Origin of the sequence: Phaeobacter sp. QD34_24 (assembly GCF_028890115.1) — a bacterium.
Taxonomy (GTDB): domain Bacteria; phylum Pseudomonadota; class Alphaproteobacteria; order Rhodobacterales; family Rhodobacteraceae; genus Phycobacter.
The window spans coordinates 124,403-148,337 of the sequence record NZ_JARCJD010000005.1 but is presented as its reverse complement, the minus strand read 5'-3'; the positions used below and the strand labels follow the sequence as shown (position 1 = coordinate 148,337).

Sequence of the window (23,935 nt, the reverse complement as noted above, 5' to 3'; positions counted from 1 at the left end):
ATGTCAGATGAGTTGACAAGACAACAGGTGCCGCGCAGTCTTCTTTCAGAGAGGTCAGCGGGGGAGGGCAGCAATGGCACGACCGGTCTATGAAATCGATCTACAGGCGTTTTGGGAGGACCCATATCCCGACCTGGCCCGTCTGCGGGTAGAGGCGCCCGTGGCCTATGTGCCGCAGCTTGACGCGGTGTTGATCTCCCGGCGTGATGACATCTTCCGGGAGGAAAAGCGCACTGATGTCTTCTCTTCGGATCAGCCGGAGGGGCTGATGACCCGGTTGATGGGGCAGAACATGATGCGCAAAGACGGCGCGGACCATATGGCCGAGCGCAAGGCGATCTTTCCGGCGGTGTCGCCCAAGACGGTGAAACAGCACTGGCTGGCGCAGTTTCGCGCGGCAACCACGCAGGTGCTGCAGGATCTGGCGCCACGGGGGCGCTGCGATCTGGTGCGCGACTTTGCCATGCCGGTTTCGGCCGAGGCGCTGAAGGCAGTGACCGGGCTGACCCGGATGCGCGCCGACGAGATGGACGCGGTCAGCCAGGGCATGATCGATGGCTGTGCAAATTACGCGGGCGATGCGGCGGTGGAGGCGCGCTGCCACGACAGTACCCGCCTGATCGACGACCATATCAGCACCATGTGGGAGGCGGGATCCGGTGCCGGTGCGTTTTCCCTTCTGCGGGAGCAGCAGAAGGCGGGGCTGCCGGAAAGCCAGATCAGGGCCAATATCAAGCTGGCGATCTCTGGCGGGCAGAACGAGCCGCGCGATGCGATCGCCGGAACGGTCTGGGCCTTGCTGCAACATCCCGAGCAACTGCAGGATGTGAGGTCCGGACGGGCCACATGGATGCGGGCCTTCGAGGAATACGCGCGCTGGATGTCACCTATCGGCATGTCGCCGCGCCGGGTGGCACAGCCCTATGTGCTCAACGGTGTGGCGCTGCAGCCAGAGGACCGCGTCTTCCTAATGTTCGGCTCTGGCAATCGGGACGAGCGGGTATTTGCCCGGCCGGATCGCTATGATCTGCATCAGGATATCAGCGCAGCTATTTCATTTGGCGCAGGCCCGCATTTCTGCGCGGGGGCCTGGATCTCTCGGGCCTTGATCGCCGAAGCGGCGCTGCCGATGTTGTTTGAGCGAATGCCAGACCTGTCGTTGGAGGGTCCGGCCCGTTTTGGCGGCTGGGCGTTCCGCGGGCCGCTGGAGGTGCCGGTGAAATGGGGGCTGGTGAACTAGGGGCCGGGTGATCGCAGACTATGACATTTGATGACGGTTTGGGTCTCATCTGTGCGGTGCAAGCGGGGCAGAGATGCAGAGGAGAATCTGCAGGGGCAATACCTGAAGACCCATAGGCTCCGATACCATTCGGCGCCAAGGCCATCTGTGTTGATTTCCCCGGAGGGGTCACGGGCCTTGGGTGCAGGAAGCAAGGCCGACGCCAGTTTGGGGGAGGGCGGTACCACCTCCGGGGATATGCCGATTGTTCCAGCTTCGGCAAAAGGACCATGAGCCAAGACGATCCGAGGTTTCAGTGGCCCTTGAGCCGACTATAGCAACTTGCCGCGCACGATACACGCATAAGTTTAGTGATTGCCTAGTGAATATCGTTATGGAGTCGTAAATTGTAGGCTCTAGAAACGACAAACCCCCGGGCAGGGCCGCGGGGGTCGTCAAAAGCATCCAGAAAAAACCGGAGGAAGATCTTAGAGGAGACCTTCGCGCTGTGCTTTCTTACGCGCCAGTTTACGGGCACGACGAATCGCTTCAGCCTTCTCGCGCGCTTTCTTCTCGGAGGGTTTCTCGAAATGTTGCTTGAGCTTCATCTCGCGGAACACACCTTCGCGCTGCAGCTTTTTCTTCAGGGCACGAAGCGCCTGATCGACATTGTTGTCACGAACACTAACCTGCATGTGGTTTTCACCACCTTTCTAAGTTGAGTTGCAAGGATTTGCAGGAGGTGGCCGTATAGCAAAACCGATCTAACATGTCTAGTACTGGGCTGGATGGCTCATTCTGGCCCGGCAGAGGTGCGCAGCCCCTGCATTCAATCGTTACGGAGAAGCAGCATGACAGAGCAGGCAACCGGCATGACATCCGACAGGACGGAAGGCACAGAGGCGCTGAACATGGATGCGCTATTGGATGCGGCACTCATGCATGTGGCCTTTGATGGCTGGACCGAGGCGACATTTGCCGCAGCCGTGGCAGACACCGGTATTGATCCGACCCTGGCGCGGGCCTTGTGCCCACGCGGGGCCGTGGATCTGGCGCTGGCCTATCACCGGCGCGGGGATCAGGTGATGCTGCAGCGGCTGGCGACAGAGGATCTGACGGGCCTTCGGTTTCGCGACAAGATTGCCGCCGCCGTCCGATTCCGCCTGGAGGCGGTCGAGGACAAGGAAGCGGTACGCCGGGGGGTGACTCTTTTTGCGCTGCCCAGCCATGCCGCCGATGGGGCCAAGGCGATCTGGGGCACGGTGGATGCGATCTGGACGGCCCTTGGCGATACCTCCGAGGATATCAACTGGTACAGCAAGCGCGCGACCCTCTCTGGCGTCTATTCGTCCACCGTGCTGTTCTGGCTGGGCGACGAGACGCCCGGTCACCAGGCGACCTGGGAGTTTCTGGACCGGCGCATCGACAATGTGATGCAATTCGAGAAACTGAAGGCGGATGTGCAGAAGAACCCGCTTTTGAAGCCGCTGCTGGCGGGGCCCGCCTGGCTGGCGGGACAGATCCGCAAGCCGAGAGAGGCCGAGCACATGCCCGGGCGTCAGGGCCGCCGATAACGGCCTGTGCCCGCGCCGGGACGCAACGAAGATTGGAACAGGACGTCAGCAGGGTTTGAGTGTGCCCGTGCCGGTGCTATCACGGGCATCAAGGATACTACGGCAGGGAAAGGACCTTTGCATGACCGATGGTTTGCCCGAAACAATGCGCGCGATCGAGATCTCACAGCCGGGAGGGCCAGAGGTTCTGACCCTCACCCAACGGCCGGTTCCCACGCCGGGTCACGGGCAAGTGCTGCTCAAGGTGGCCTATGCCGGGGTCAACCGCCCCGATGCGCTGCAACGCGCAGGGGCCTATGATCCGCCTGCAGGAGCCAGCGATCTGCCGGGGCTCGAGGCGTCGGGCGAAGTGGTGGCCATCGGCGCGGGCGTCACCGAATACGCCGTGGGCGACAAGGTTTGCGGCCTTCTGCCCGGTGGCGGCTATGCCGAATATGTGGTGACCCCGGCGGCCCATTGCCTGCCGATTCCCAAGGGGCTATCGATGAAACGCGCGGCCTGCCTGCCGGAAACCTGTTTCACCGTCTGGTCCAATGTCTTCACCCGCGGGGGGCTCAAGGCGGGAGAGCGGTTCCTGGTGCATGGTGGCTCCTCCGGTATCGGCACGACCGCGATCCAGCTGGCCTCGGCGCTGGGCGCGCGGGTCTTCACCACCGCCGGATCCGATGAGAAATGCCAGGCTTGTCTCGATCTTGGAGCCGAGCGCGCGATCAACTACCGCGACGAGGATTTCGTGAAGGTGCTGCGCGCCGAAGGTGGTGCTGACCTGATCCTGGATATGGTCGGGGGCGACTATATCCCCCGCAACATCCGGGCGCTGGCCGATGATGGCCGCCTGGTGCATATCGCGTTTCTGTCCGGTCCCAAGGCCGAGCTGAACTTTGCCCAGATCATGGCCCGCCGCCTGACGGTGACCGGATCGACCCTGCGCCCGCAAAGCGATCTTGCCAAAGCGCGCATCGCGCAGGATCTGGCCGAGGCGGTCTGGCCGCTGGTGGAGGCGGGGCGGATGAAACCGGTGATGGACAGCACCTATCCGCTGGAAGAGGCCGCAGAAGCCCACGCCCGCATGGAAAGCTCTGGCCATATCGGCAAGATCGTCCTGAAGGTCGCGGACCTTTAACCGCAGTGCCTGAACAGCAGGATCGGGGGGCGCCCTGGCGCCTCCCGGTCAGCGGACCGGCGCAAAGAGCGCATCCTTCAAGGTGCAGTCGCGGATCACATCGCGGCCGCAGGGCACCGGATCAAGGCTGCGCGACAGGCAGATGCGGGCCTCTTGGATGTGGCCATCGCGGCAGGTGATGGTGAGACTGTCGCGGCTCAGCTGCGGATTTTCCTTCAGGAAGGCCTCTTCCACCAGCGAGGCGGGCAGTTTCACGGTCTTGTCCAGCTTGCGAAAGATCGCCGGGCGGGTGACCTGCGCGTAAGCCTCTCGCGAGAGAGCGAAATACTGCGTCGACGACAGGCCCGAGCAGCTGCCGTGTTTCTTCCACTGATGCCAGGCCAGCCCCGGGCTGCCCATGATATCGGCCATCTCGGCGGTCTGACGGCGGCTGGGGGGCGCCTCAACCGTGCGGCAGAAATCCGGCCAGCCCCGGTGGTACTGCGGCCACAGCCCATGCAGGGTCCAGCCGTGATCGTGGCGGTCATCGCATTGATCCGATCCCTTGGCATCGCCTTCGATCGCACACCAGTTGGGCGACCAGCTGAGGCTCAGGACATAGTAGTCGAACTCTCCCGAAATCTCCCTGTCCCGGTCGCTTTCGGCGTGCCCGGGGATCGAAACCAACCCTGAAACCACGGTTGCAATTGCCAGCAAGAACCTGCGCATCGCCTCTTTCCTTATGAAAACAAGGCGACTATATAGGACTGAAGTTCCCCGACAACGGAAACCCGCCCCAGACCTCGGGGCAGCCTATTTCAGGCGACGGGAAAGATGTACGTGGGTGTTCGTGGGGCAAACGTGTTTTAAGGAGATACGCGCATGGCAAAACCGTTGATGACCAAGGCGACCGCCGTGTGGCTGGTGGACAATACCACGATCAGCTTCAAGCAGATCGCCGATTTCGTCGGCATGCACGAGCTGGAGATCCAGGGCATTGCCGATGGCGATGTGGCTGCCGGTGTGAAGGGCTTTGACCCGGTCGCGAACAACCAGCTGACCCAGGACGAGATCGACAAGGCCGAAGCCAATCCGCTGCACAAGCTGAAGCTCAAGTTCAACCCGGCAGCTGCCGGCGAGGAAAAGCGCCGTGGCCCGCGTTACACCCCGCTGTCCAAGCGCCAGGACCGTCCGAACTCGATCCTGTGGCTGGTGAAGTTCCACCCGGAACTGTCCGATGGCCAGATCGCCAAGCTGGTAGGTACCACCAAGCCGACCATCCAGTCGATCCGCGAGCGCACCCACTGGAACATCGCCAACATGCAGCCGATCGATCCGGTGGCGCTGGGCCTGTGCAAGCAGTCCGAACTGGACGCAGCCGTGCAGAAGGCCGCCGCCAAGAAGGCTGCCGAGGGCGGCGTGATGAGCGACGACGAGCGCCGCAAACTGGTCTCGACCGAGCAATCGCTGGAGATGGATGCTGAACCCAAGATCCCGAGCGCGATCGAAGGGCTTGAGACCTTCACTCTGGGCGGTAGCTCCGACGACGAACGCAAGGATGATGAGCCGATCCGTGATGCGGACAGCTTCTTCAACCTGCCCGCGGGCGGTGATGACGACGATGAGGATGAAGACAACGGAATCGACCCCCGTTTCTGATTTTGTGCCTGTGCACTCGTGAGTTGTGGGAGCCACGCCAATGCGGCGTGGCTCTTTCTTTTTGCGCGTCGTTACCAGGCATCCGCATAGCGGGGGCCGGGCGATGCAGGCCCGGCGCTGGCCAGGGCCCGGTGCAGGACCTCTCGTGTCTCTGCCGGATCAATCACCGCGTCGAACTCCAACAGGCTGGCGGCATTCAGCGCCTTGCCCCGCTCGTAGAGCGAGTCGACCAGCCGCTGGTATTCTGCCTCGCGTTCCTGCGGGTCGCTGATGGCCGCCAGGTGATCCCGGTGACCAAGTTTCACCGCCCCTTCCAACCCCATGGCGCCGACCTCGCCGGTGGGCCAGGCACAGCAGAAATGCGGGCGATCCAGTCCGCCTCCGGCCATGGCCATGGCGCCAAGCCCATAGGCCTTGCGCAGGATCAGCGTCACCAGAGGCTGGCTGAAATGCGCCCCCGCCAGGAACAGCCGCGAGACATGGGCGACCTGGCCTGTTTTCTCGACCTCGGGTCCGACCATGAAACCGGGGGTGTCACAGAAGGTCACCACCGGCAGGCCCCAGGCATCGCACAGCTGCAGGAACCTTGCGCCCTTGTCTCCGGCCGCCGCATCGATGGCGCCGCCCAGGTGCAGCGGGTTGTTGGCAACAATGCCGATAGCGCGGCCAGACAGGCGGGCGAACCCGGTGATCATGCCGATGCCAAAGCCGCGGCGCAGTTCCTGGAAACTGTCCTCGTCCACGATACCGTTGATCGCGTCGCGCATGTCATAGGCGCGCGTCCGGTCCACCGGGATCAGCTTGCGCAGTTCCGGGCGGTCGCCTTCTTTCGGCTGGGGCTTGTCCTGTGAAAGTCCCAATAGTTGTTTGGCCGCTTCAACCGCTTCGGCCTCGTCCTCGGCCAGGATGTCGATCAGCCCGGTCTCCACCTGCGTGGCGCTGGGGCCGATGTCCTTGGGGGCGACCGTGCCCAGGCCGCCGCCTTCGATCATCGCCGGGCCGCCCATGCCGATCCAGCTGTTCCGGGTCGCGATGCGCAGATCGCAGACCCCGAACAGGGCGGCATTCCCGGCAAAGCAATAGCCCGCAACGATGCCGATCTTTGGGCCCTTGTAGGCGGCGAAGTGGCGAAAGGAAGTGACGTTGAGCCAGCCGGCCATGATCAGGGCTGCATCGCCATCATTGGGCCGCCCGCCGCCGCCTTCGGCAAAGAGCACGATCGGCAGCTGATCGCGGCCCGCGACCTCGATCAACCGGTCCATCTTGCGGTGGTGATTGAAACCCTGGGTGCCCGCCAGAACCATATAGTCGACCGCCATCGCCGCCACCCGGCGCCCGGCAACCGTGCCGATGCCACAGATGATCCCATCGCCTTGCGTGCGGGCCTGTAGATCCTCCAGATCGCGACTGCCGCGCTGGGCTGCCACCGCCAGAGCACCGTATTCGGTGAAGCTGCCCGCATCGAACAGGTCGTCGATGTTTTCACGCGCGGTGCGCGCGCCCTGCGCATGGCGCTTTGCAACGGCATCGCGGCGCGCCTCATCCTGCAACAGCGCCATCCGCGCCTTGTAGTCCGCCATATCCGGGCGGTCTTCCGCCTTGGTGGCGGCGGTTTGGCCCGCGACCTCGGCGGGTTCCAGCGTGACCAGAGCTGCGCCGCCTTGCAGCTCGTCCCCGACCTTGATGTGCACAGTGCGGACAATGCCGCCATGAGGCGCGCGGATCTCGTGCCGCATCTTCATCAGTTCGGTGGCCAGCAGGACCGTATCGGCGGGCACCTCCTGGCCGGTCGTGACATGCACCTCAGCCACAATCGCGGCGCTCTCTGCCCTGATGATCGTCACCGGTGATCCTCCCTATTCGATGCCTGTCCGCAGTCAATCGCCGGGCCGGGGCTGCTGTCAATTTCGCCGTTGGGTCACAACATCTGCGTGCGGGGACAGAGAGCCGGGGGAGGGACCATGGATCTCACGACGAGGCGCGCCGGAGACCCTTTCTCCGATACAGGAGGAGCTAGAGGTCCTTGCGCGCCTTGAGGGCGGCGCTGATGGTGCCATCGTCGAGATAATCCAACTCGCCGCCGATGGGCACGCCCTGCGCCAGCGATGTGAGCCTGACCTGGCCGGTCAGCTGATCGGCGATGTAATGGGCGGTGGTCTGCCCGTCGATGGTGGCGTTGAGCGCCAGGATCACTTCGCTGATCGCCTCGCTGCCGACCCGGTCCACGAGGCGGGGAATGCGCAGATCCTCGGGGCCGATGGCGTCCAGCGCCGAAAGCGTGCCGCCCAGCACGTGATACCGTCCCTTGAAGGCGCCCGCGCGTTCCATCGCCCAAAGGTCAGAGACGCTTTCCACCACGCAAAGCTCTCCGTTGGCACGGTTTTCGTCGGCACAGATGTCGCAGATATCCTTGGTGCCCACATTGCCGCAGTTCAGGCATTCACGGGCGGTGCTGGCCACACGGCTCATCATGTCTGACAGCGGCGTGAGCAGAAGCCCCCGCTTGCGCACCAGGTGCAGCACCGCGCGGCGGGCCGAGCGCGGCCCCATGCCGGGCAGTTTCGCCATCAGGTCGATCAGGTTTTCGATATCGCTGGTGGAGCGGTCTTGCATTCGGGAGCGGCCTTCGCGGTTTCAGCCCATATAGGCGCATCGCAGGCGGAAAAGGCAAGGGGAGCAGGGGCAGATGTTCGGCTTTTGTTTGCGCTGTGGCAGCGGCCAGAAAAAAAGGCGACCGAAGCCGCCTTGTCTGGGTGTCTCAGGTTGCGCCCTGCTCAGAACGGCAGCTTGATGTCCTTGGGCAGGCCCATGCTTTCGGTGAGCTTGGTCATCTCGTCCTGCGCCTTTTCTGCCGCCTTGGACTGGGCGTCCTTGATGGCGGCCAGGATCAGGTCCTCGACCATTTCCTTGTCATCGCCATTGAAGATCGACGGGTCGATATCCAGCGCCTTGAGGTCGCCCTTGGCCGAGGCGGTGGCCTTCACCAGGCCCGCGCCCGCTTCGCCGGTGACCATGACGTTGTGCAGGTCTTCCTGCATCTGGGTCATCTTGGTTTGCAGTTCCTGAGCCGATTTCATCATCTTGGCCATATCGCCAAGACCGCCGAGGCCTTTGAGCATGGTATCTCTCCTGAAGTCTGGTTTGGTGCCTAGATATGGGGTGCGGGGCCCTGGCACAAGGGATTTGCATGGCGTCTGAACTCACGGGGCAGTTCCCGCCCGCCGCGCGGCACATCATGGATGTGCAGGCTCCCGTTGGCATCCCTCAATAGGTCCGGGTGCCACTATTGTGGCGCGGGACAGGCTCTGCCGTTCAACTGTCCTCGAAGGGGTCCCATTCGTCCTCCACCTCGGGCAGGGCTTCGGCTTGGACCTCGGCCTGCAGTTCTTCCGCGGTGCGGATGCGGGTGATCTTTGCCTTGGGGAAGCTTTCAAGGACTGCCTGAACCAGGGGGTGCTCCGTGGCCTTTTCGCGCAGGGCGTTCTCGGCGGCATCGCGGATCTCGGCAATGGTCGGCGCCTCGCCATTGGGGGCGATGGTGACCACCCAGCGGCTGCCGGTCCAGTTCTGCAGGGCGGTGCCAAGGCGGGCGGCCAGATCGCGGGGGGCGTCCGCATGGGGGGTGAACTCGATCCGGCCGGGCTGGTAGGAGACCAGGCGCACACCGGTCTCCACCTCCACCAGAAGTTTCACGTCCCGGTTGGTGCGGATCAGTTCCACCACGTGCTCGAAGCTCGGATAGCGGGCGAGGGCGCTTTGCGCGGCGGGAGCCAGCGCGGTGACCTGCCCCTGACCATGCGACATGGTCATGCCGCCGGAGGGGCCACCGCCCGGTGCGCCTTGCAGCGGGGACGAGGCGATAGCCGAGGCCCCGCCTCCCCCGCTCGCCGCAGGCGCGCCCATGCCGTGCATGGGCACCCCGCCCCCGCCACCGGGCGGCGGGGGCGGCATGTCCTGCAGCTTGCGGACCAATTCTTCGGGGCTGGGCAGGTCGGCCACATGGGTGAGGCGGATCACCGCCATTTCGGCGGCCATCATCGCATTGGGCGCGGCGGCAACCTCTTCCAGCGCCTTCAGCAACATCTGCCACATGCGGGTCAGCACCCGCATCGGCAGGGCCGCGGCCATCTGTTGGCCACGGGCGCGCTCATCGGGGCTGATGGTGGGGTCTTCGGCGGCATCGGGGGTGATCTTCACGACCGAGACCCAATGGGTGATCTCGGCCAGATCACGCAGCACTGCCAGCGGGTCGGCGCCCTCGGCATATTGGGAGCTGAGTTCGGTCAGGGCCGCTGCCGCATCGCCGCGCAGGATCATGTCCATCAGGTCCAACACCCGGCCCCGGTCGGCCAGACCCAGCATGGCACGCACCTGATCGGCGGTGGTTTCGCCAGCACCATGGGAAATCGCCTGGTCCAGCAGCGAGGTCGCATCGCGGGCCGAGCCTTCGGCGGCGCGGGTGATCAGCGCCAGCGCGTCCTCGGCGATCTCGGCCCCTTCGGAGGTGGCGATCCGGCGCAGCATGTCGATCATCACCTCCGGCTCGATCCGGCGCAGGTCAAAACGCTGGCAGCGCGACAGCACCGTCACCGGCACCTTGCGGATCTCGGTGGTGGCGAAGATGAACTTCACATGGGCGGGGGGTTCCTCCAGCGTCTTCAACAGCGCGTTGAAAGCGCTGGTCGACAGCATGTGAACCTCGTCGATGATGTAGATCTTGTAGCGGGCCGAGGCGGCGCGGTACTGCACCGAATCGATGATCTCGCGGATGTCGCCGACGCCGGTGCGGCTGGCGGCGTCCATCTCCATCACATCCACATGGCGCCCCTCCATGATCGCCACGCAATGTTCACAGACCCCGCAGGGTTCGGTTGTCGGGCTGCCGGTGCCATCGGGCCCGATGCAGTTCATGCCCTTGGCGATGATTCGTGCGGTGGTGGTTTTGCCGGTGCCGCGAATGCCGGTCATGATGAAGGCCTGGGCAATGCGGTTTGCCGCAAAGGCGTTCTTCAGCGTGCGCACCATGGCGTCCTGGCCGACGAGATCGGCAAAGGTTTCCGGGCGATACTTGCGCGCGAGGACCTGATACTGGACCGGGGCCTCCTGCGCGGAATCGGTGGCTGGGGTGTCCTGGTCGGGGGTCGGAGTGTCGATCATGCTGTCTCGTGCCGGATTCGGGTGGTCGTTGGGGCCGCGCTACAGGGTAGGCAAGCCAGAGGGGTTCGTCCACCGCTGTTGACCGCCTGGCGTTGCCGGTGGCACAGTTTTCCCATGCCGCGCCGGGGCGTGGCTGACGCAGATGAGGTGGTGGAAGATGTTCCATGGGTGAAACGCATTCGGATCAATCTCCTGATCAGGCCGTCGTGCCCTTTACGATCTATGCGCTATCGGCTGCCAACGCGATCCTGGCGCTTTGCCCCCTGCCGGGCGCCATGGGCGACTACAAGGGGGACATGGAGCTTATTCACGACTGGCAGCCCGGCCTGGTCATCTCCCTGACCACCGAGGCCGAACATGTGGCGGTCGGAGCGGCAACCCTGGGGGTCGATTTCCAAAGCATGGGAAGCCGCTGGGCCCATCTGCCCGTTACCGATTTCGGGGTGCCCGATCGCGAGGTGAGCAGATCCTGGCGCGCGGTCAGCGCTTCGGCCCGGCAGGCGCTGGAGGGCGGCGGCCGCGTCTTGGTGCATTGTCGTGGCGGCTGCGGGCGGTCCGGCATGGCGGTGCTGCGTCTGCTGATCGAATGCGGAGAGGTGCCAGAGAAGGCCCTTGCCCGGCTGCGCATGACACGCCCCTGTGCCATCGAGACGGAAGCGCAAATGGCCTGGGCGACAGGTGGCTGATCTTGCCTGTCTTGCGGCAACGGGACCGGGCTGAACTGACAGGCGATCCGTGCAACGAGGCTCTCCCGCCCGGCCACCGCCCCCAAGGGGGGGCATAGGCCCGTTGGGCCCGGCAGCGCGCCTTGCGCGCTGCGGTGGCGTTTCCTAGGCTTAGGTCTGAATGTTTCCCAGCTGAAGAGGAAAGGAACCCACAACCTACGCTCCCACAGTCCACGATCCCACGGTCATGGCTGGTGTGCATCGATGCTGTAGCTGGCCGTATCCGGGGCCGTCTTCTGGGGGAGGGCTTGACCCATCGCGCATGGCGGGGAGGGCAGACACCCGGCGGGCAAGGCGCTGCCTTCAGAGGTCAGGAGCATGTCGGCAAACCGCTCGAGACCGGACTGCTGGGCCGATGCCTCGGCACCGCCGAACACGCGAATGCGGTCGTGAGAGGCAAAGAACCTGGCGGCACATTGTCTGTCGCAGCCATCCAACTGGCTTTCTCCGCTGATCTCAAAATCCTCGTCGGTCAGGCCCTTTGCGCTGTTCAGCGCCTGGCACAGCGCCTTCAGCATGCGTTCTAGCGCGGGGCAGGTGGCGCCTGTGTGCCTGCAATCGCTCACCGCGATCCGATGTGTTTTGGGTCTGGGTATCATCGCGCCCTCCGCGCAAAGGGGGCAGGGCAACGGGGGGAGGCATGGAACAGACCGTGCGTGACCCAAAGGTCAGGGCGCTGCTGTCCACGCACCCGCTTCGGACGCCCCGCCCGGTTTCGAGTGTCACGATGGCAGGTCTCCTGACTTGCGGGTCATTGCTCTTTCGGTCCTTCCCGGCCTTGGGCATCTGCCCGGTGGTCAGTGGATCTTCCGACGTCGCTTTCCGCCTACAGTTGCGGGGGCAGTTGTGGATTTGATCAGGTCCTGAAACAGGTCCAAGCGCACCACATTCCCTTTTCAGTCAAGGCCCGCAAAGCGCGCCTCAAGCACCATCTGCTCAAGGGCTAGCGGGGGAAGGGGCGACACGTCAATCCTGATTTAGGCTGCCGGGACATATTGCGCGAAAGGGGGGCTGGATATATCGATGGATGGGGCCTAAGCCTTAGGCCGATTGACTGATCCTGTCTTCCGCCATCCTGGCGAAATCGGCGGCACGGGCTTTGAACTTCTTGTCGATGGACCCGCGCGCCAACTTCAGAGATTGCAGCAGCAGCCGACCGGAGAGGGTTTTGGCAGACAGATCCAGGGTGATCGACATGCGCGTGCGACTGGGCGACAGCGCCATGAGTTCGATCTTTGACGCTCCCTGAATGGCACCGCTTTCTCCGGAAAAGACCATGCCCGTCACCGGTTCGAAGGACTTCAGAACGATCCTCAGATCGCGCTTTTTGCCGCGGAAGGTAAAGGTGGCATCCCACGAAAGCCCGCTTTGCGGCGTGGCAGTATCGCCCAGGCGCTGAACCTCGACACCGCGACGAAAGGCAGAACGTTCAAAACTGTCAAAATCCGACAGGACCTCAAAGACCTCGGCGATGGGTGCGTCAATGTCCTGCTTACTCGTAAAATCCATGACTTACCGCCTGTTTGTCCTGGTGATCAATCTGCTGTGTATGGGGCGGATCATCCCCTTAATCCAACGTGTCCGCAAGCCAGTTTTGTAACAGAAAATGCGCAATTGCACCTTTCCTGGCGGGCTTGAGGATCGGGTGTTCGCCCGCGAAGGCTGTCATCATCTCCTGGCGGCTGACCCAGATCGCATCCTCGATTTCCTGCGGATCGATGGTCAATTCACGATCCAGCGCAACTCCGCTGCAGCCGAACATCAGCGACATGGGGAACGGCCAGGGCTGGCTCGACAGGTAGTTCACCCGACCGACCGTGACGCCGACTTCCTCAAGAACCTCGCGCCGCACGGCGGCCTCCAGCGTCTCTCCGGGTTCGACAAAGCCCGCCAGCAGGGAAAACATCCCTTCGGGCCAGCCGGGCGAACGGCCCATGAGCACCGCATCGCCATGGGTGATCAGCATGATCACAACCGGGTCGGTGCGCGGGAAATGCGAGGCCTTGCAGGCAGGGCAGTTTCGCTGCCATCCCGCCTGGGCGATGTCGCTGGGTTGGCCACAGCGGGCACAGAAGCGATGGGTTTCATGCCAGGAGAACAGCGCCCTGGCGGTGGCCGCCACTTCGGCCTCGAGCGGGGTAAGCCGCGTCATCACACGCCGGAGTTCGGCAAAGGCATAGCCGTCGGGCAGATCCGGATGCTGCTGTTCGCTGACATCCGCAAAGCTGGCCAGGGCCATTTCATCAATCGCGTCCGGCTGCCAACTGCTGATGTCGCAGGCAAAGACGGCTGGTCCTTCGGCAAGATGGCCCAGGAAAATCCTGGTGTCCCGATAGGTCTCGGCCACGGGATGGCTGCCCGTCAACCAGGCCAGACTGTCCGGTCCCCGCGCCGGATCGGAGCGCAGGCACAGCGGTTTGCCGCGCCACAGCAACAGCACCTTGCTTTCCGCTGCGCTCCAGACCGCATCCAGTGCCGCCGCGTCGCCGCGCAGATGGGCAGAGCGATCCAAACCGCCGCCGCCGCCAAATGTCACCTCTTCGGCCCGTTTCATCCTGTCGTCCTTCTCTTGGCTGCGGACCCGCTGCCAGATGCCGCCCTTCCTGATTGATGGCTGCAAAGACGCGGGATGACCAGCCCGCCAATCCAGATCCTCACGTCGGTTTTTGCGACGATACACGGTGGTTTGTCGGTGCCCAACCGGTCTGGCGCTGGAAATTGGCGTCATATCGGCTAAATCATCGGCATCCGTGCCACAATCGTTAACATCCTCAAAAATGGTGACTTTGCAAATCGGTGAAAGGCTGATTCAAAAGGGTTAACGCGCTCGGTTCAGGGCGGGGCCAAATATGAAGATCGGAGCAGACCGTGCACGTTGCGGCGAAAGACACATGACAGGACCGGTGCATCCCCACTCGGACAACAAAGGGGTGTTACGCCTGCTGGCGACAACCGACCTGCACAGCAATCTGCTTAGTCACGACTATTATGCTGACCGCCCCGATCCCAGCGTCGGGTTGAGCAGGGTCGCCACCTTGGCGCGGCGGGCGCGGCAGGAGGTCGAGGCCGCGGGCGGCGCCTGTCTGATGCTGGACAATGGCGACTCGTTGCAGGGGGCGCCGATTGGCGAAACCTCCTCCGAGGAGCCGATGGATCCGCACCCTTTGATGCAGGCGTTTGCGGTGCTCGGCTATGATGTGATCGGGCTTGGCAATCACGATTTCAACTTCGGTCTCGAGACCCTGACGCGGGTTCTGCAACAGGCAAGCTGTCCCGTGGTCTGCTCCAATATGACGGCGGTGGACCCCGGGCGGGACCTGCCGTTTGTCCGGGAGGTGATCGTCGAGCGTATCGTACCCGCCTGTGGCACGGCGCCGCCGGTGCGGATCGGGGTGCTGTCGGTGCTGCCGCCGCAGACGACAACCTGGGATGCGCATCTTTTGCAGGGCAAGGTGGTCGTTGCCGATATGGTGCAGACGGCGCGGGAGACGGCCCGCCGGTTGCGCCAGGACGGCTGTGATATCGTCATCGCCCTGGCCCATACCGGGATGGGCGCGCGTGACGCGGTGTTTGGCATGGAAAATGCCCTGCTGCCGATCTCGGATTGCCCCGAAATAGACGCGGTGATCGGGGGGCATACCCATAAGACGCTGCCGCATCCGGATCATGTCTTTGACAAGCCGGTGGTGATGGCGGGCGCGCATGGCTCGCATCTGGGGCAGATCGATCTGGCGGTGGAGCACGGCGCGGGCGGCTGGGAGCTGACGGGCTGGGAGGCCGCGCTGCATCCGATTTGTCACCGTCACGACGATGGTACGCTTCACTCCCTTGCCGAAGAGGATGAGGAACTGGTGCAGGTCTTGAGCCCGGCCCATGAGGCCACCCGAGACCGCATGCGCCAGCCCGTGGGCTTCAGCGATGTGCCGCTGCATTCCTTTTTCACCCTGTTCGGAAAAGATCTGGGGTTGGAACTGGCGGCGGCCGCACAGGCGGCGGCGGCGCGGCCGTTCCTGCGGGGAACGGCAGCCGGGGATCTGCCGCTTTTGTCTGCGGCGGCGCCTGGCAAATTCGGCGGGCGCTCCGGCCCCGGACATTACACCGATATCGGGCGCGGTCCCCTGTGCATGCGCAATGTGGCCGATCTGCACGTCTTCCCGAACGAGTTGCGGCTGGTGGTCGCGACCGGGGCGCAGGTGCAGGACTGGCTGGAAATGTCCGCCGGGGTGTTCAACCGGATCGCGCCCGGTTCAAGCGGGGTGGACCTGGTGGATCCCGAGCGGGCGGGCCACAACTTCGATGTGCTGTTCGGCCTGCAGTATGAGATCGATCTTTCGGCCCCCTCCCGTTTTGCCGTCTCGGGGCAGCGGATCAATCCCGAAGCCTCGCGGATTCGGGACCTGACCTGGAACGGGCGCCCGGTGGCGCCGGATCAGCAGTTCGCCGTGGTCGCCAATAGCTACCGGGTCAGCGGTGGCGGCAATTTCCAGATGGTGCAGGAGGCGGCGAACGTGCCGCTGCCGCCGGTTCGGATCAGGGATGTGATCCGCGATTACGTGGCGGGCCGCCTGCCGGAGGATCCCTTGCTGGCAGAGGATTATCCCTGGCATTTCTCCTCCCTGCCGGACACCGAAGCGGCCGTCTATACCTGCCCGGCGGCCAGGGAGTACCTGGATGAGCTGCCGGAAGGACGTGTGCGCAACCGTGGGATCACCCCCAGCGGTTTCCTGAAGCTGATGCTTGCGATCTGATCATCGCGGTTGCCTGCGCTCTGCGGGCCTTGTCTTTGCCGCTGCTGCCGCCTATATCGGGATTCGAGAGGTTGGCGCGGGCAGGCGCCTCGCCAACCTGGTCAGGTCCGGAAGGAAGCAGCCACAACGAGCCCCGCTTGGGTCGATGTCCAACCTCTCACCTTATCCCCGCAATGATGATCAGGACGCACTTGATGCTGACCGCATTATTCCCATGTGCTGGGATCAGTACCGTCCGTTGTCGGCAGGGTAGACACCCAGAATTTCCACGTTGGTGGTGAAATAGGCCAGTTCGTCCATCGCCAATTTGACATTGTCGTCTTCGGGGTGGCCTTCGATATCGGCATAGAACTGCGTTGCGGTGAAGGAGCCATCCACCATGTAGCTTTCCAGCTTGGTCATGTTGATGCCGTTCGTGGCGAAACCGCCCATCGCCTTGTAGAGGGCGGCGGGAATGTTGCGCACCTGGAAGACGAAGCTGGTGATCATCCCATGGGCGCCGCGGCGGCTGTCGTCCGGTTCGCGCGACATGATCAGGAAGCGGGTGGTATTGTCGCCATGGTCCTCGATATGGCGGGCCAGGACGTCCAGCCCGTAGATTTCCCCGGCCAACTCGCTGGCCAGGGCCGCCACGTGTTTGTCTCCTGCCTCGGCCACATCGCGGGCGGCGCGGGCGTTGTCGGGGCTGACACGTCCTTCGATATTGTGCTGGCGTAGGAACTGGCCGCATTGCGGCAGCAGGACCAGGTGCGACTTTGCCTCCCGGATATCCTCCAGCCGGGCGCCCGGCACACCAAGCAGGTTGATGTGAACCCGCACGAAGGCCTCGTCGATGATATGCAACCCGCTATGTGGCAGCAGCCGGTGAATATCGGCTACACGCCCGTAGGTGGAGTTTTCAACCGGCAGCATCGCCTGGTCCGCCTGACCGCTTTTTACGGCCTCGATGACATCCTCGAAATTGCGGCAGGGTAGCACTTCCATATCGTGACGGGCGTTGCGACAGGCCTCGTGGCTGTAGGAGCCGAGTTCCCCCTGAATGGCGATTCTTCCGGACATGAGTGCGACTTTCCTGCAAAACTTGGATAATCAGGCATTTCGTCGCGCTGTCTACACCTTGCCACTTGAGAGGGGAAGCCTTAGACACGCCTTCAGACAGCTGAAATGGACTCGCGATCATGTTTGACACGATGACCCTTACCAAAGCGACTGCAGGCGTCTGCAGCGCGTTCCTCGTGCTTCTTCTCGGCAAATGGGCCGCAGAGGAGCTGTACCACGTTGAGAGCCACGGAGAGGCCTCTTACGTGATTGAAGTGGAAGAGGCAGGTGGCGCAACCGAAGAAGCGGAAGAGGTGAGCTTCGAAGAGCTGCTGGCTTCTGCAGACGTTGGCAAAGGCGCCAAGGTCTTCAAGAAATGCGCTGCGTGCCACAAACTCGAAGACGGCGTAAATGCGACCGGTCCTTCCCTTTACGGTGTTGTGGGCCGCCCCAAGGCAGCCGCCGCCGGTTTCGGGTACTCCGGCGCCTTGGCGGGCATGTCCGGCGACTGGAGCGCGGAAAACCTCAACGCCTTCCTGGAAAAGCCCTCGGGCTACGCACCGGGCACCTCCATGTCCTTCTCGGGCCTGAAGAAGGTCTCGGATCGGGTGAACCTCATTGCCTATCTGGACAGCCTCGACGACTGAGCTGCAAGATAGCATGACATTGCAAGGGGCCGCTGTTGAACAGCGGCCTTTTTGCTGTGCCGGGATCTGTCCCTGCCGCGAAAATCGGCGTGAAATCGCCCCGGCCAAAATCGATTGTGACCGCATCACAACTTGAATGTTGCGCCCGCCTGCCATTAGCTTGAAATACGGGAAAAATCCGGATCGCTTGAACACCGGACAGCGGAGGTTAAGGCAGATGAAATCACGAACCCCCAAAGCCAAAGCAGTATCGATGGCGCAAACTGGCCTGCGCTCTCCTGCGGCATGGATCATGCAAGGGGCCGTGCTGCTTGCGGCCATGTTTCTGATGCTGGCCGCTCCGGCGCGGGCATCAGAAACCATTATCAATAGCCACGGCTTTGCGGAATTCGGGGCGTTGAAATACGCCGAAGGCTTTGCCCATTTCGACTATGTGAACCCCGCCGCGCCCAAGGGCGGCGAGATGTCCTTTTCGGCGGTCGGAACCTTCGACAGCATGAACCCCTTTACCCGCAAGGGGCGGGCAGGGGCCCTGGCCTCCTACCACCTGGAAAGTCTCATGGTCGAATCCTATGACGAACCAGGCTCCTATTACGGGCTGATCGCCGAAAGCCTGGAGTACCCCGAAAGCCAGGATTGGGTGATCTTCAATCTGCGCCCCGAAGCGCGGTTTTCCGATGGCTCGCCCGTCACGGCCGAGGATGTGGTCTTTTCCCACAACATCCTGCTGGATCAGGGGCTGAAATCCTACGCCGAAGCGGTGCGCAAGCGCATCCCCAAGGCCGAAGCCCTGGATGCCCATAGGGTGAAGTTCCATTTCTCCCCCGATTTTCCGCGCCGGGCGATGATCACCCAGGTGGGCGGAACGCCGGTGTTTTCCAAGGCCTGGTTCGAGGCGGACCCGGAAAACCGTCGCCTGGATGAACCGCGTCTGGATCCGGGTGTGGGCTCTGGCCCCTATGTGCTGGACACATTCGATGTGAACCAGCGTATCACCTATCGCCGCAATCCCGATTACTGGGGCTGGCATCTGAACGTGAACCAGGGGCGCCACAACTACGACCGCATCCGGGTGGAGTATTTTGGCGATGCCATTGCCGCCATGGAGGGCTTCAAGGCAGGCGTCTATACCCTGCGCACCGAAAACAACTCCAAGAACTGGGCCACGGCCTATGACTTTGACGCGGTCAGCCGTGGCGATGTGATCAAGGATGCCATCCCGGATGGTAATGTGCCTGCGGCCAATGGGTTCGTGATGAACCTGCTGCGCCCGGTGTTTCAGGACATCCGCGTGCGCGAGGCAGTGCAACTGGCCTATAATTTCGAATGGACCAATGAAAGCCTGCAATACGGGCTGTTCCGCCATCGCTCCTCCTTCTGGCAGGATACGGCACTTGAGGCCAAAGGCCTGCCCGAGGGGTTGGAGAAACAGGTGCTCGAAGCCCTGGGCGACCAGATTGATCCCGCGGTGCTGAACGAACCCGCGGTGATGGCGCATACATCCAAGGCAAATCGCCCGTCGGACCGCCGCAACCTGCGCCGTGCAATGATGCTATTGGATGAGGCGGGTTGGATCGTGGGCGATGACGGGATGCGGCGCAATGCGGCCGGTGAGGTGCTGAAGATGGAGTTCCTCCTCGATAGCCCGGTGCTGGAGCGGATCGTGCAGCCCTTTGTCTCGAACCTGCAGGCCATGGGGATCGACGCCATCCTGAACCGGGTGGATTTTGCGCAATATACCAGCCGCCGCCGGGAAAAGGACTTTGACATGGTCTCTTTCGCCTATCCGAAGTCGCTGGAGCCTTCGACCGGGCTCTATCAGCAGTTCGGATCCGAGGCGCATCAGTATTCCGTCTTCAATCCGGCTGGTCTTGCCGATCCGGCAGTGGATGCGCTGATCGGCAATATCGTCAAGGCGACCACGCAAGAGGATCTTTATGCCAACACCCGCGCCCTGGACCGGGTGTTGCGGGCCAAAAGGTTCATGGTTCCGACCTGGTATCTGGATGTGAACTGGATCGCCTATTGGCGCATGTATGAATACCCCAAGGCGCTGCCGCCGTTTTCGCCCGGCACCATGGATCTGTGGTGGATCAACTCCGAAACCGAGGCCGACCTGAAGGCCTCGGGCGCATTGCGGTAGGCGCGCGCCATGGCAGCCTATATCCTCAGGCGGTTCTTGCTGGTGATCCCGACCCTGTTCGGAATCATGGTCATCAACTTTGCCCTGGTGCAATTCGTGCCCGGCGGCCCGGTCGAGCAGATCATTGCCCAGATGCAGGGCAGCGGCGATGTCTTCGAAGGTTTCGCCGGCGGTGGTGGCGATGCGGGTGCGACGGAAACCTTGGGCGCCAATGACAGCTATGCAGGCCGCCAAGGTCTGCCGCCCGAGCTGATCGAGGAGCTGAAAGCGCAATTCGGTCTCGACAAGCCGCCGCTGGAGCGCTTCGTGCAGATGATCGGCAACTACCTGCGTTTTGATTTCGGCGAAAGCTACTTCCGCAAGATCGACGTGACCGATCTGGTGCTGGAAAAGATGCCGGTGTCGATCTCGCTGGGGCTCTGGTCGACATTGATCGCCTATATGATCTCGATCCCGCTGGGCATCCGCAAGGCGCTGAGCGACGGATCACGCTTTGACACCTGGACCAGCGGCCTGATCATCGCGGCCTACGCGATCCCCTCCTTCCTGTTCGCGATTCTTCTCTTGGTGCTGTTTGCCGGGGGCTCTTATTGGCAGATCTTCCCGCTGCGCGGTCTCACCTCGGACAACTGGGCCGAGCTGAGCCTGCTGGGCAAGGCGCTGGACTATTTCTGGCACATCGCCCTGCCGGTCATCGCCTCCACCATCGGGGCCTTTGCGACGCTGACGCTGCTGACCAAGAATTCCTTCCTGGACGAGATCAAGAAGCAATATGTGATGACCGCCCGCGCCAAGGGGTTGAGCGAGCGGCGGGTTCTTTATGGCCACGTCTTTCGCAACGCCATGCTGATCGTGATCGCGGGCTTTCCGGCGGTCTTCATCGGGGTGTTCTTTTCCGGCAGCCTGATCATCGAGACGATCTTCTCACTCGACGGGCTGGGGCGGCTTGGCTTCGAGGCCGCCGTCGCCCGCGATTATCCGGTGATCTTCGGCACGCTTTTCATCTTTGGCCTGATGAGCCTGGTGGTGGGGATCGTGTCGGACATCATGTATGTGCTGGTCGATCCGCGGATCGATTTTGACAAGAGGGAGGGCTGAGCCATGGCATTGTCCCCGCTCAACCAGCGTCGCTGGAACAACTTCCGCCGCAATTCCCGCGCCTATTGGTCGTTCTGGATCTTCTCGGTGCTCTTCGTGCTGTCGCTCTTTGCCGAGTTCATCGCCAACGACAAGCCGATCCTGGTCAGCTATCGTGGCGAACTCTACATGCCGATCTTTAAGTTCTACCCCGAAACGGCCTTTGGCGGCGATTTCAGGACCGAGGCGGTCTACAAGGACCCAGAGGTGGAATGCCTGATCCAGTCGGGGGGCAACCTGGACTGTTTCGATGATCCCGAAGGCATCCTGGAAGAGATCGACGCAGGGTCCTTCTCGGGCGAGGAGTTCCACAAGGGCTGGACCCTCTGGCCGCCCATTCCCTATTCCTACAACACCACCGTGGACCGGCCCGGCGCGGCGCCGCTGCCGCCCAACGGGCAGAACCTTCTGGGCACCGATGACACCAAACGCGACGTGCTGGCCCGGGTCATTCACGGCTTCCGCCTCTCCATCGTCTTCACCCTGATCGTGACCGGCGCCGCCACCGTTGTGGGGATCGCGGCGGGCGCGGTGCAGGGTTATTTTGGTGGCTGGCTCGATCTTCTTTTCCAGCGCTTCATCGAGATCTGGTCCTCCACCCCGACGCTGTACGTCATCATCATCATGTTCGCCATTCTGGGCCGCAGTTTCTGGCTGCTGGTGTTCTTGATGATCCTATTCGGCTGGACCGCCCTTGTGGGGGTTGTCAGGGCGGAGTTCCTGCGCGCGCGCAACCTGGAATATGTGCGCGCGGCCAAGGCGCTGGGCGTTGGCAACGCAACGATCATGTTCCGCCACATGCTGCCCAATGCCATGGTGGCGACCCTGACCATGATGCCCTTCATCGTGACCGGCACCATCGCCTCGCTGGCGGGGCTAGATTTCCTCGGCTTCGGTCTGCCCTCTTCGGCGCCTTCACTGGGGGAACTGACCCTGCAGGCAAAACAGAACCTAGAGGCGCCCTGGCTGGCCTTCACCGCCTTCTTCACCTTCGCCATCATGCTGTCGCTTCTGGTCTTCATCTTCGAAGGCATCCGCGATGCGTTCGACCCAAGGAAGACCTTCTCATGACTGCGATACTGGAGGTCAAAGACCTGCGCGTCGCCTTCCGGCAGGACGGCAAGACAACCGAGGCCGTGAAGGGCGTCTCCTTTGCCGTGGACCGCGGAGAGACCGTGGCCCTGGTGGGCGAATCCGGTTCCGGAAAATCCGTCTCGGCCCTGTCCACGGTTTCCTTGCTGGGGGATAGTGCCACGGTCAGCGGTTCGGTGCTTTATAATGGCGAGGAAATGGTCGGCGCCGATGAAAAGCACCTGATGCGTCTGCGCGGCAATGACATCAGCTTTATCTTCCAAGAGCCGATGACCTCGCTCAACCCGCTGCACACGATCGAAAAACAGCTGTCGGAATCGCTGGCGCTGCATCAGGGGTTGGCGGGCCAGGCGGCGCGGGCGCGGATCCTTGAACTGCTGGAAAAGGTCGGCATTCGCGATCCAGAAACGCGGCTTGGTGCCTATCCGCATGAGCTGTCCGGCGGGCAGCGGCAGCGGGTGATGATCGCCATGGCGCTGGCCAACAAGCCCGAGATCCTGATCGCGGATGAGCCGACCACGGCGCTGGATGTGACGATCCAGGCGCAGATCCTTGATCTGCTGGCCGAGCTGAAGCAAAGCGAAGGCATGGGCCTGTTGTTCATCACCCACGACCTCGCCATCGTGCGCCGCATTGCCGACCGTGTCTGCGTGATGAAGGGCGGCGAGATTGTCGAAAGCGGCCCGGCAGAGGAGATCTTTGCCAACCCGCAGCATCCCTATACGCAGAAACTGCTGGCGGCCGAACCCTCGGGGCAACCCGCGCCGGTGCCCGACGGGGCGGAGGAACTGGCGCGGACCTCGAACCTCAAGGTCTGGTTCCCGATCCAGAAGGGATTGCTGAAGCGCACGGTAGGCCATGTGAAGGCGGTGAACCCGACCTCGATTTCGGTGCGTGCCGGAGAGACCCTGGGGATCGTTGGCGAAAGCGGATCCGGCAAGACGACATTGGCCCTGGCGATCATGCGGTTGATCGCCTCCGAAGGGGAGGTGCGGTTTTGCGGCGATGATCTGCGGCAATGGTCCACCCGCGATTTGCGGCGCTTGCGCAAGGATATGCAGATCGTGTTCCAGGATCCCTTCGGATCGCTCAGCCCGCGGATGACCTGCGCCCAGATCATCTCCGAAGGGCTGGCGATCCACAAGGTGGATCAGCATCGCGACAGCCGCGATCTGGTGGCCGAGGTCATGGCCGAGGTGGGGCTGGACCCCGCCGCCATGGATCGCTACCCGCATGAGTTTTCCGGCGGGCAACGCCAGCGGATCGCCATCGCCCGCGTCATGGTGCTGCGCCCGCGTCTGGTGGTTCTGGATGAGCCGACCTCGGCGCTGGACATGACCGTGCAGGTGCAGATCGTCGATCTCCTGCGCGATCTGCAGGCGCGCTATGGCCTTGCCTATCTGTTCATTTCCCACGACCTGCACGTGGTGCGGGCGATGTCGCACAAGATGATCGTCATGAAACAGGGCGATGTGGTGGAGGCCGGAGAGGCCAGGTCTCTGTTCGAGGCACCGCGCCAGGAGTATACCCGTCAGTTGCTCGCCGCGACCCGCTGAGAGTGTCGGAAGGGAAGGGGATGCTCCCGCGCCCGCAGGTGCCCCGGCCGTTGGCCGGAACCCCTTGGCGGTCTTGGGCCAGGCTCGGCGCCAAAGGCGCCGAGCCTGGCCCAACGGGAGCGGTGCATGTCATGCACC

At 63.0% G+C, this 23,935-nt stretch carries 21 protein-coding genes, 1 other RNA gene and 1 riboswitch; of the genes, 12 read left to right on the top strand and 10 right to left on the bottom strand.

Features of this window, described 5'->3' with window-relative positions:
• Nucleotides 1-73: 73 nt before the first annotated feature.
• Nucleotides 74-1,240 carry a cytochrome P450 gene (locus PXK07_RS05725; protein WP_274847239.1) on the top strand — a complete coding sequence of 389 codons (1,167 nt, stop codon included), beginning with the start codon at nucleotides 74-76 and terminating at the stop codon, nucleotides 1,238-1,240.
• Nucleotides 1,241-1,707: 467 nt separating this feature from the next.
• Here the strand turns inward: PXK07_RS05725 and rpsU are convergent, their stop codons facing one another.
• On the bottom strand, nucleotides 1,708-1,914 hold the full coding sequence (gene rpsU, locus PXK07_RS05720; RefSeq protein ID WP_005614280.1) for a 30S ribosomal protein S21: 207 nt from the start codon (nucleotides 1,912-1,914) through the stop codon (nucleotides 1,708-1,710).
• Between the two features lie 177 nt (nucleotides 1,915-2,091).
• Between rpsU and PXK07_RS05715 the strand changes: the two genes are divergently transcribed.
• Entirely contained in the window at nucleotides 2,092-2,793 is a 702-nt protein-coding gene (locus PXK07_RS05715) for a COQ9 family protein (RefSeq protein ID WP_274847325.1), read from the top strand.
• 133 nt (nucleotides 2,794-2,926) lie between these two features.
• Nucleotides 2,927-3,916, top strand: coding sequence for an NAD(P)H-quinone oxidoreductase (locus PXK07_RS05710; RefSeq protein WP_274847324.1), 990 nt, complete (start codon nucleotides 2,927-2,929; stop codon nucleotides 3,914-3,916).
• Between the two features lie 48 nt (nucleotides 3,917-3,964).
• On the opposite strand, the gene PXK07_RS05705 is transcribed toward PXK07_RS05710, so the two are convergent.
• The gene (locus PXK07_RS05705; protein WP_274847238.1) at nucleotides 3,965-4,624 is read right to left on the bottom strand and encodes a ribonuclease T2; all 660 of its coding nucleotides are present in this window, start codon (nucleotides 4,622-4,624) and stop codon (nucleotides 3,965-3,967) included.
• 153 nt (nucleotides 4,625-4,777) lie between these two features.
• On the opposite strand from PXK07_RS05705, the gene PXK07_RS05700 reads away from it, so the two are divergent.
• On the top strand, nucleotides 4,778-5,554 hold the full coding sequence (locus PXK07_RS05700) for a DUF1013 domain-containing protein (RefSeq protein ID WP_274847237.1): 777 nt from the start codon (nucleotides 4,778-4,780) through the stop codon (nucleotides 5,552-5,554).
• A gap of 71 nt (nucleotides 5,555-5,625) precedes the next feature.
• Here the strand turns inward: PXK07_RS05700 and PXK07_RS05695 are convergent, their stop codons facing one another.
• The 4 genes from PXK07_RS05695 to PXK07_RS05680 form a co-directional block, all read right to left on the bottom strand.
• A complete protein-coding gene (locus tag PXK07_RS05695; protein WP_274847236.1) occupies nucleotides 5,626-7,398 on the bottom strand; it encodes a carboxyl transferase domain-containing protein in 1,773 nt (590 codons plus the stop codon).
• Nucleotides 7,399-7,567: 169 nt separating this feature from the next.
• Nucleotides 7,568-8,167 carry a recombination mediator RecR gene (gene recR, locus PXK07_RS05690; RefSeq protein ID WP_274847235.1) on the bottom strand — a complete coding sequence of 200 codons (600 nt, stop codon included), beginning with the start codon at nucleotides 8,165-8,167 and terminating at the stop codon, nucleotides 7,568-7,570.
• A gap of 161 nt (nucleotides 8,168-8,328) precedes the next feature.
• The gene (locus tag PXK07_RS05685) at nucleotides 8,329-8,673 is read right to left on the bottom strand and encodes a YbaB/EbfC family nucleoid-associated protein (RefSeq protein WP_274847234.1); all 345 of its coding nucleotides are present in this window, start codon (nucleotides 8,671-8,673) and stop codon (nucleotides 8,329-8,331) included.
• A gap of 193 nt (nucleotides 8,674-8,866) precedes the next feature.
• Nucleotides 8,867-10,711: a DNA polymerase III subunit gamma/tau gene (locus PXK07_RS05680; protein WP_274847233.1), complete on the bottom strand. Its 1,845-nt coding sequence runs from the start codon at nucleotides 10,709-10,711 to the stop codon at nucleotides 8,867-8,869.
• A 164-nt stretch (nucleotides 10,712-10,875) separates the two neighbouring features.
• On the opposite strand from PXK07_RS05680, the gene PXK07_RS05675 reads away from it, so the two are divergent.
• A complete protein-coding gene (locus PXK07_RS05675; protein WP_274847232.1) occupies nucleotides 10,876-11,397 on the top strand; it encodes a protein-tyrosine phosphatase family protein in 522 nt (173 codons plus the stop codon).
• Nucleotides 11,398-11,621: 224 nt separating this feature from the next.
• Here the strand turns inward: PXK07_RS05675 and PXK07_RS05670 are convergent, their stop codons facing one another.
• The 3 genes from PXK07_RS05670 to nudC all read right to left on the bottom strand — a co-directional run bounded on the left by PXK07_RS05670 (nucleotide 11,622) and on the right by nudC (nucleotide 13,990).
• Nucleotides 11,622-11,954: a hypothetical protein gene (locus PXK07_RS05670; protein WP_274847231.1), complete on the bottom strand. Its 333-nt coding sequence runs from the start codon at nucleotides 11,952-11,954 to the stop codon at nucleotides 11,622-11,624.
• A gap of 194 nt (nucleotides 11,955-12,148) precedes the next feature.
• A riboswitch (cobalamin riboswitch) is annotated at nucleotides 12,149-12,384 on the bottom strand.
• A 93-nt stretch (nucleotides 12,385-12,477) separates the two neighbouring features.
• A complete protein-coding gene (locus PXK07_RS05665) occupies nucleotides 12,478-12,945 on the bottom strand; it encodes an SRPBCC family protein (protein ID WP_274847230.1) in 468 nt (155 codons plus the stop codon).
• 58 nt (nucleotides 12,946-13,003) lie between these two features.
• Nucleotides 13,004-13,990, bottom strand: coding sequence for an NAD(+) diphosphatase (nudC, locus tag PXK07_RS05660; RefSeq protein WP_274847229.1), 987 nt, complete (start codon nucleotides 13,988-13,990; stop codon nucleotides 13,004-13,006).
• Between the two features lie 337 nt (nucleotides 13,991-14,327).
• Between nudC and PXK07_RS05655 the strand changes: the two genes are divergently transcribed.
• Together PXK07_RS05655 and ffs are read left to right on the top strand one after the other, a co-directional pair.
• Nucleotides 14,328-16,184, top strand: coding sequence for a bifunctional 2',3'-cyclic-nucleotide 2'-phosphodiesterase/3'-nucleotidase (locus tag PXK07_RS05655; protein WP_274847228.1), 1,857 nt, complete (start codon nucleotides 14,328-14,330; stop codon nucleotides 16,182-16,184).
• A 64-nt stretch (nucleotides 16,185-16,248) separates the two neighbouring features.
• Nucleotides 16,249-16,347, top strand: an RNA gene (gene ffs / locus PXK07_RS05650) — signal recognition particle sRNA small type.
• Between the two features lie 62 nt (nucleotides 16,348-16,409).
• Here the strand turns inward: ffs and PXK07_RS05645 are convergent.
• Entirely contained in the window at nucleotides 16,410-17,243 is an 834-nt protein-coding gene (locus PXK07_RS05645) for a prephenate dehydratase (protein WP_274847227.1), read from the bottom strand.
• 119 nt (nucleotides 17,244-17,362) lie between these two features.
• Between PXK07_RS05645 and PXK07_RS05640 the strand changes: the two genes are divergently transcribed.
• The 5 genes from PXK07_RS05640 (at nucleotide 17,363) to PXK07_RS05620 (ending at nucleotide 23,797) form a co-directional block, all read left to right on the top strand.
• A complete protein-coding gene (locus PXK07_RS05640) occupies nucleotides 17,363-17,869 on the top strand; it encodes a c-type cytochrome (RefSeq protein ID WP_274847226.1) in 507 nt (168 codons plus the stop codon).
• A gap of 292 nt (nucleotides 17,870-18,161) precedes the next feature.
• Nucleotides 18,162-20,012: an extracellular solute-binding protein gene (locus PXK07_RS05635; protein WP_274847323.1), complete on the top strand. Its 1,851-nt coding sequence runs from the start codon at nucleotides 18,162-18,164 to the stop codon at nucleotides 20,010-20,012.
• 9 nt (nucleotides 20,013-20,021) lie between these two features.
• Nucleotides 20,022-21,110, top strand: a complete 1,089-nt coding sequence (locus tag PXK07_RS05630) for a microcin C ABC transporter permease YejB (RefSeq protein WP_274847225.1) — start codon at nucleotides 20,022-20,024, stop codon at nucleotides 21,108-21,110.
• Nucleotides 21,111-21,113: 3 nt separating this feature from the next.
• Nucleotides 21,114-22,220 (top strand): ABC transporter permease, encoded by a 1,107-nt coding sequence (locus tag PXK07_RS05625; protein WP_274847224.1) that lies wholly within the window; start codon nucleotides 21,114-21,116, stop codon nucleotides 22,218-22,220.
• Nucleotides 22,217-23,797: an ABC transporter ATP-binding protein gene (locus PXK07_RS05620; protein ID WP_274847223.1), complete on the top strand. Its 1,581-nt coding sequence runs from the start codon at nucleotides 22,217-22,219 to the stop codon at nucleotides 23,795-23,797. Before PXK07_RS05625 ends, PXK07_RS05620 begins: the two co-directional genes overlap by 4 nt.
• The last annotated feature ends 138 nt before the right edge of the window (nucleotides 23,798-23,935 follow it).

Coding starts and splice junctions, on each gene's coding strand:
- PXK07_RS05725 (WP_274847239.1), top strand. CDS start 74: ATGGCACGACCGGTCTATGAAATCGATCTACAGGCGTTTTGGGAGGAC.
- rpsU (WP_005614280.1), bottom strand. CDS start 1,914: ATGCAGGTTAGTGTTCGTGACAACAATGTCGATCAGGCGCTTCGTGCC.
- PXK07_RS05715 (WP_274847325.1), top strand. CDS start 2,092: ATGACATCCGACAGGACGGAAGGCACAGAGGCGCTGAACATGGATGCG.
- PXK07_RS05705 (WP_274847238.1), bottom strand. CDS start 4,624: ATGCGCAGGTTCTTGCTGGCAATTGCAACCGTGGTTTCAGGGTTGGTT.
- PXK07_RS05700 (WP_274847237.1), top strand. CDS start 4,778: ATGGCAAAACCGTTGATGACCAAGGCGACCGCCGTGTGGCTGGTGGAC.
- recR (WP_274847235.1), bottom strand. CDS start 8,167: ATGCAAGACCGCTCCACCAGCGATATCGAAAACCTGATCGACCTGATG.
- PXK07_RS05685 (WP_274847234.1), bottom strand. CDS start 8,673: ATGCTCAAAGGCCTCGGCGGTCTTGGCGATATGGCCAAGATGATGAAA.
- PXK07_RS05680 (WP_274847233.1), bottom strand. CDS start 10,711: ATGATCGACACTCCGACCCCCGACCAGGACACCCCAGCCACCGATTCC.
- PXK07_RS05675 (WP_274847232.1), top strand. CDS start 10,876: ATGGGTGAAACGCATTCGGATCAATCTCCTGATCAGGCCGTCGTGCCC.
- PXK07_RS05670 (WP_274847231.1), bottom strand. CDS start 11,954: ATGCTGAAGGCGCTGTGCCAGGCGCTGAACAGCGCAAAGGGCCTGACC.
- PXK07_RS05665 (WP_274847230.1), bottom strand. CDS start 12,945: ATGGATTTTACGAGTAAGCAGGACATTGACGCACCCATCGCCGAGGTC.
- nudC (WP_274847229.1), bottom strand. CDS start 13,990: ATGAAACGGGCCGAAGAGGTGACATTTGGCGGCGGCGGCGGTTTGGAT.
- PXK07_RS05655 (WP_274847228.1), top strand. CDS start 14,328: ATGACAGGACCGGTGCATCCCCACTCGGACAACAAAGGGGTGTTACGC.
- PXK07_RS05645 (WP_274847227.1), bottom strand. CDS start 17,243: ATGTCCGGAAGAATCGCCATTCAGGGGGAACTCGGCTCCTACAGCCAC.
- PXK07_RS05640 (WP_274847226.1), top strand. CDS start 17,363: ATGTTTGACACGATGACCCTTACCAAAGCGACTGCAGGCGTCTGCAGC.
- PXK07_RS05635 (WP_274847323.1), top strand. CDS start 18,162: ATGCAAGGGGCCGTGCTGCTTGCGGCCATGTTTCTGATGCTGGCCGCT.
- PXK07_RS05630 (WP_274847225.1), top strand. CDS start 20,022: ATGGCAGCCTATATCCTCAGGCGGTTCTTGCTGGTGATCCCGACCCTG.
- PXK07_RS05625 (WP_274847224.1), top strand. CDS start 21,114: ATGGCATTGTCCCCGCTCAACCAGCGTCGCTGGAACAACTTCCGCCGC.
- PXK07_RS05620 (WP_274847223.1), top strand. CDS start 22,217: ATGACTGCGATACTGGAGGTCAAAGACCTGCGCGTCGCCTTCCGGCAG.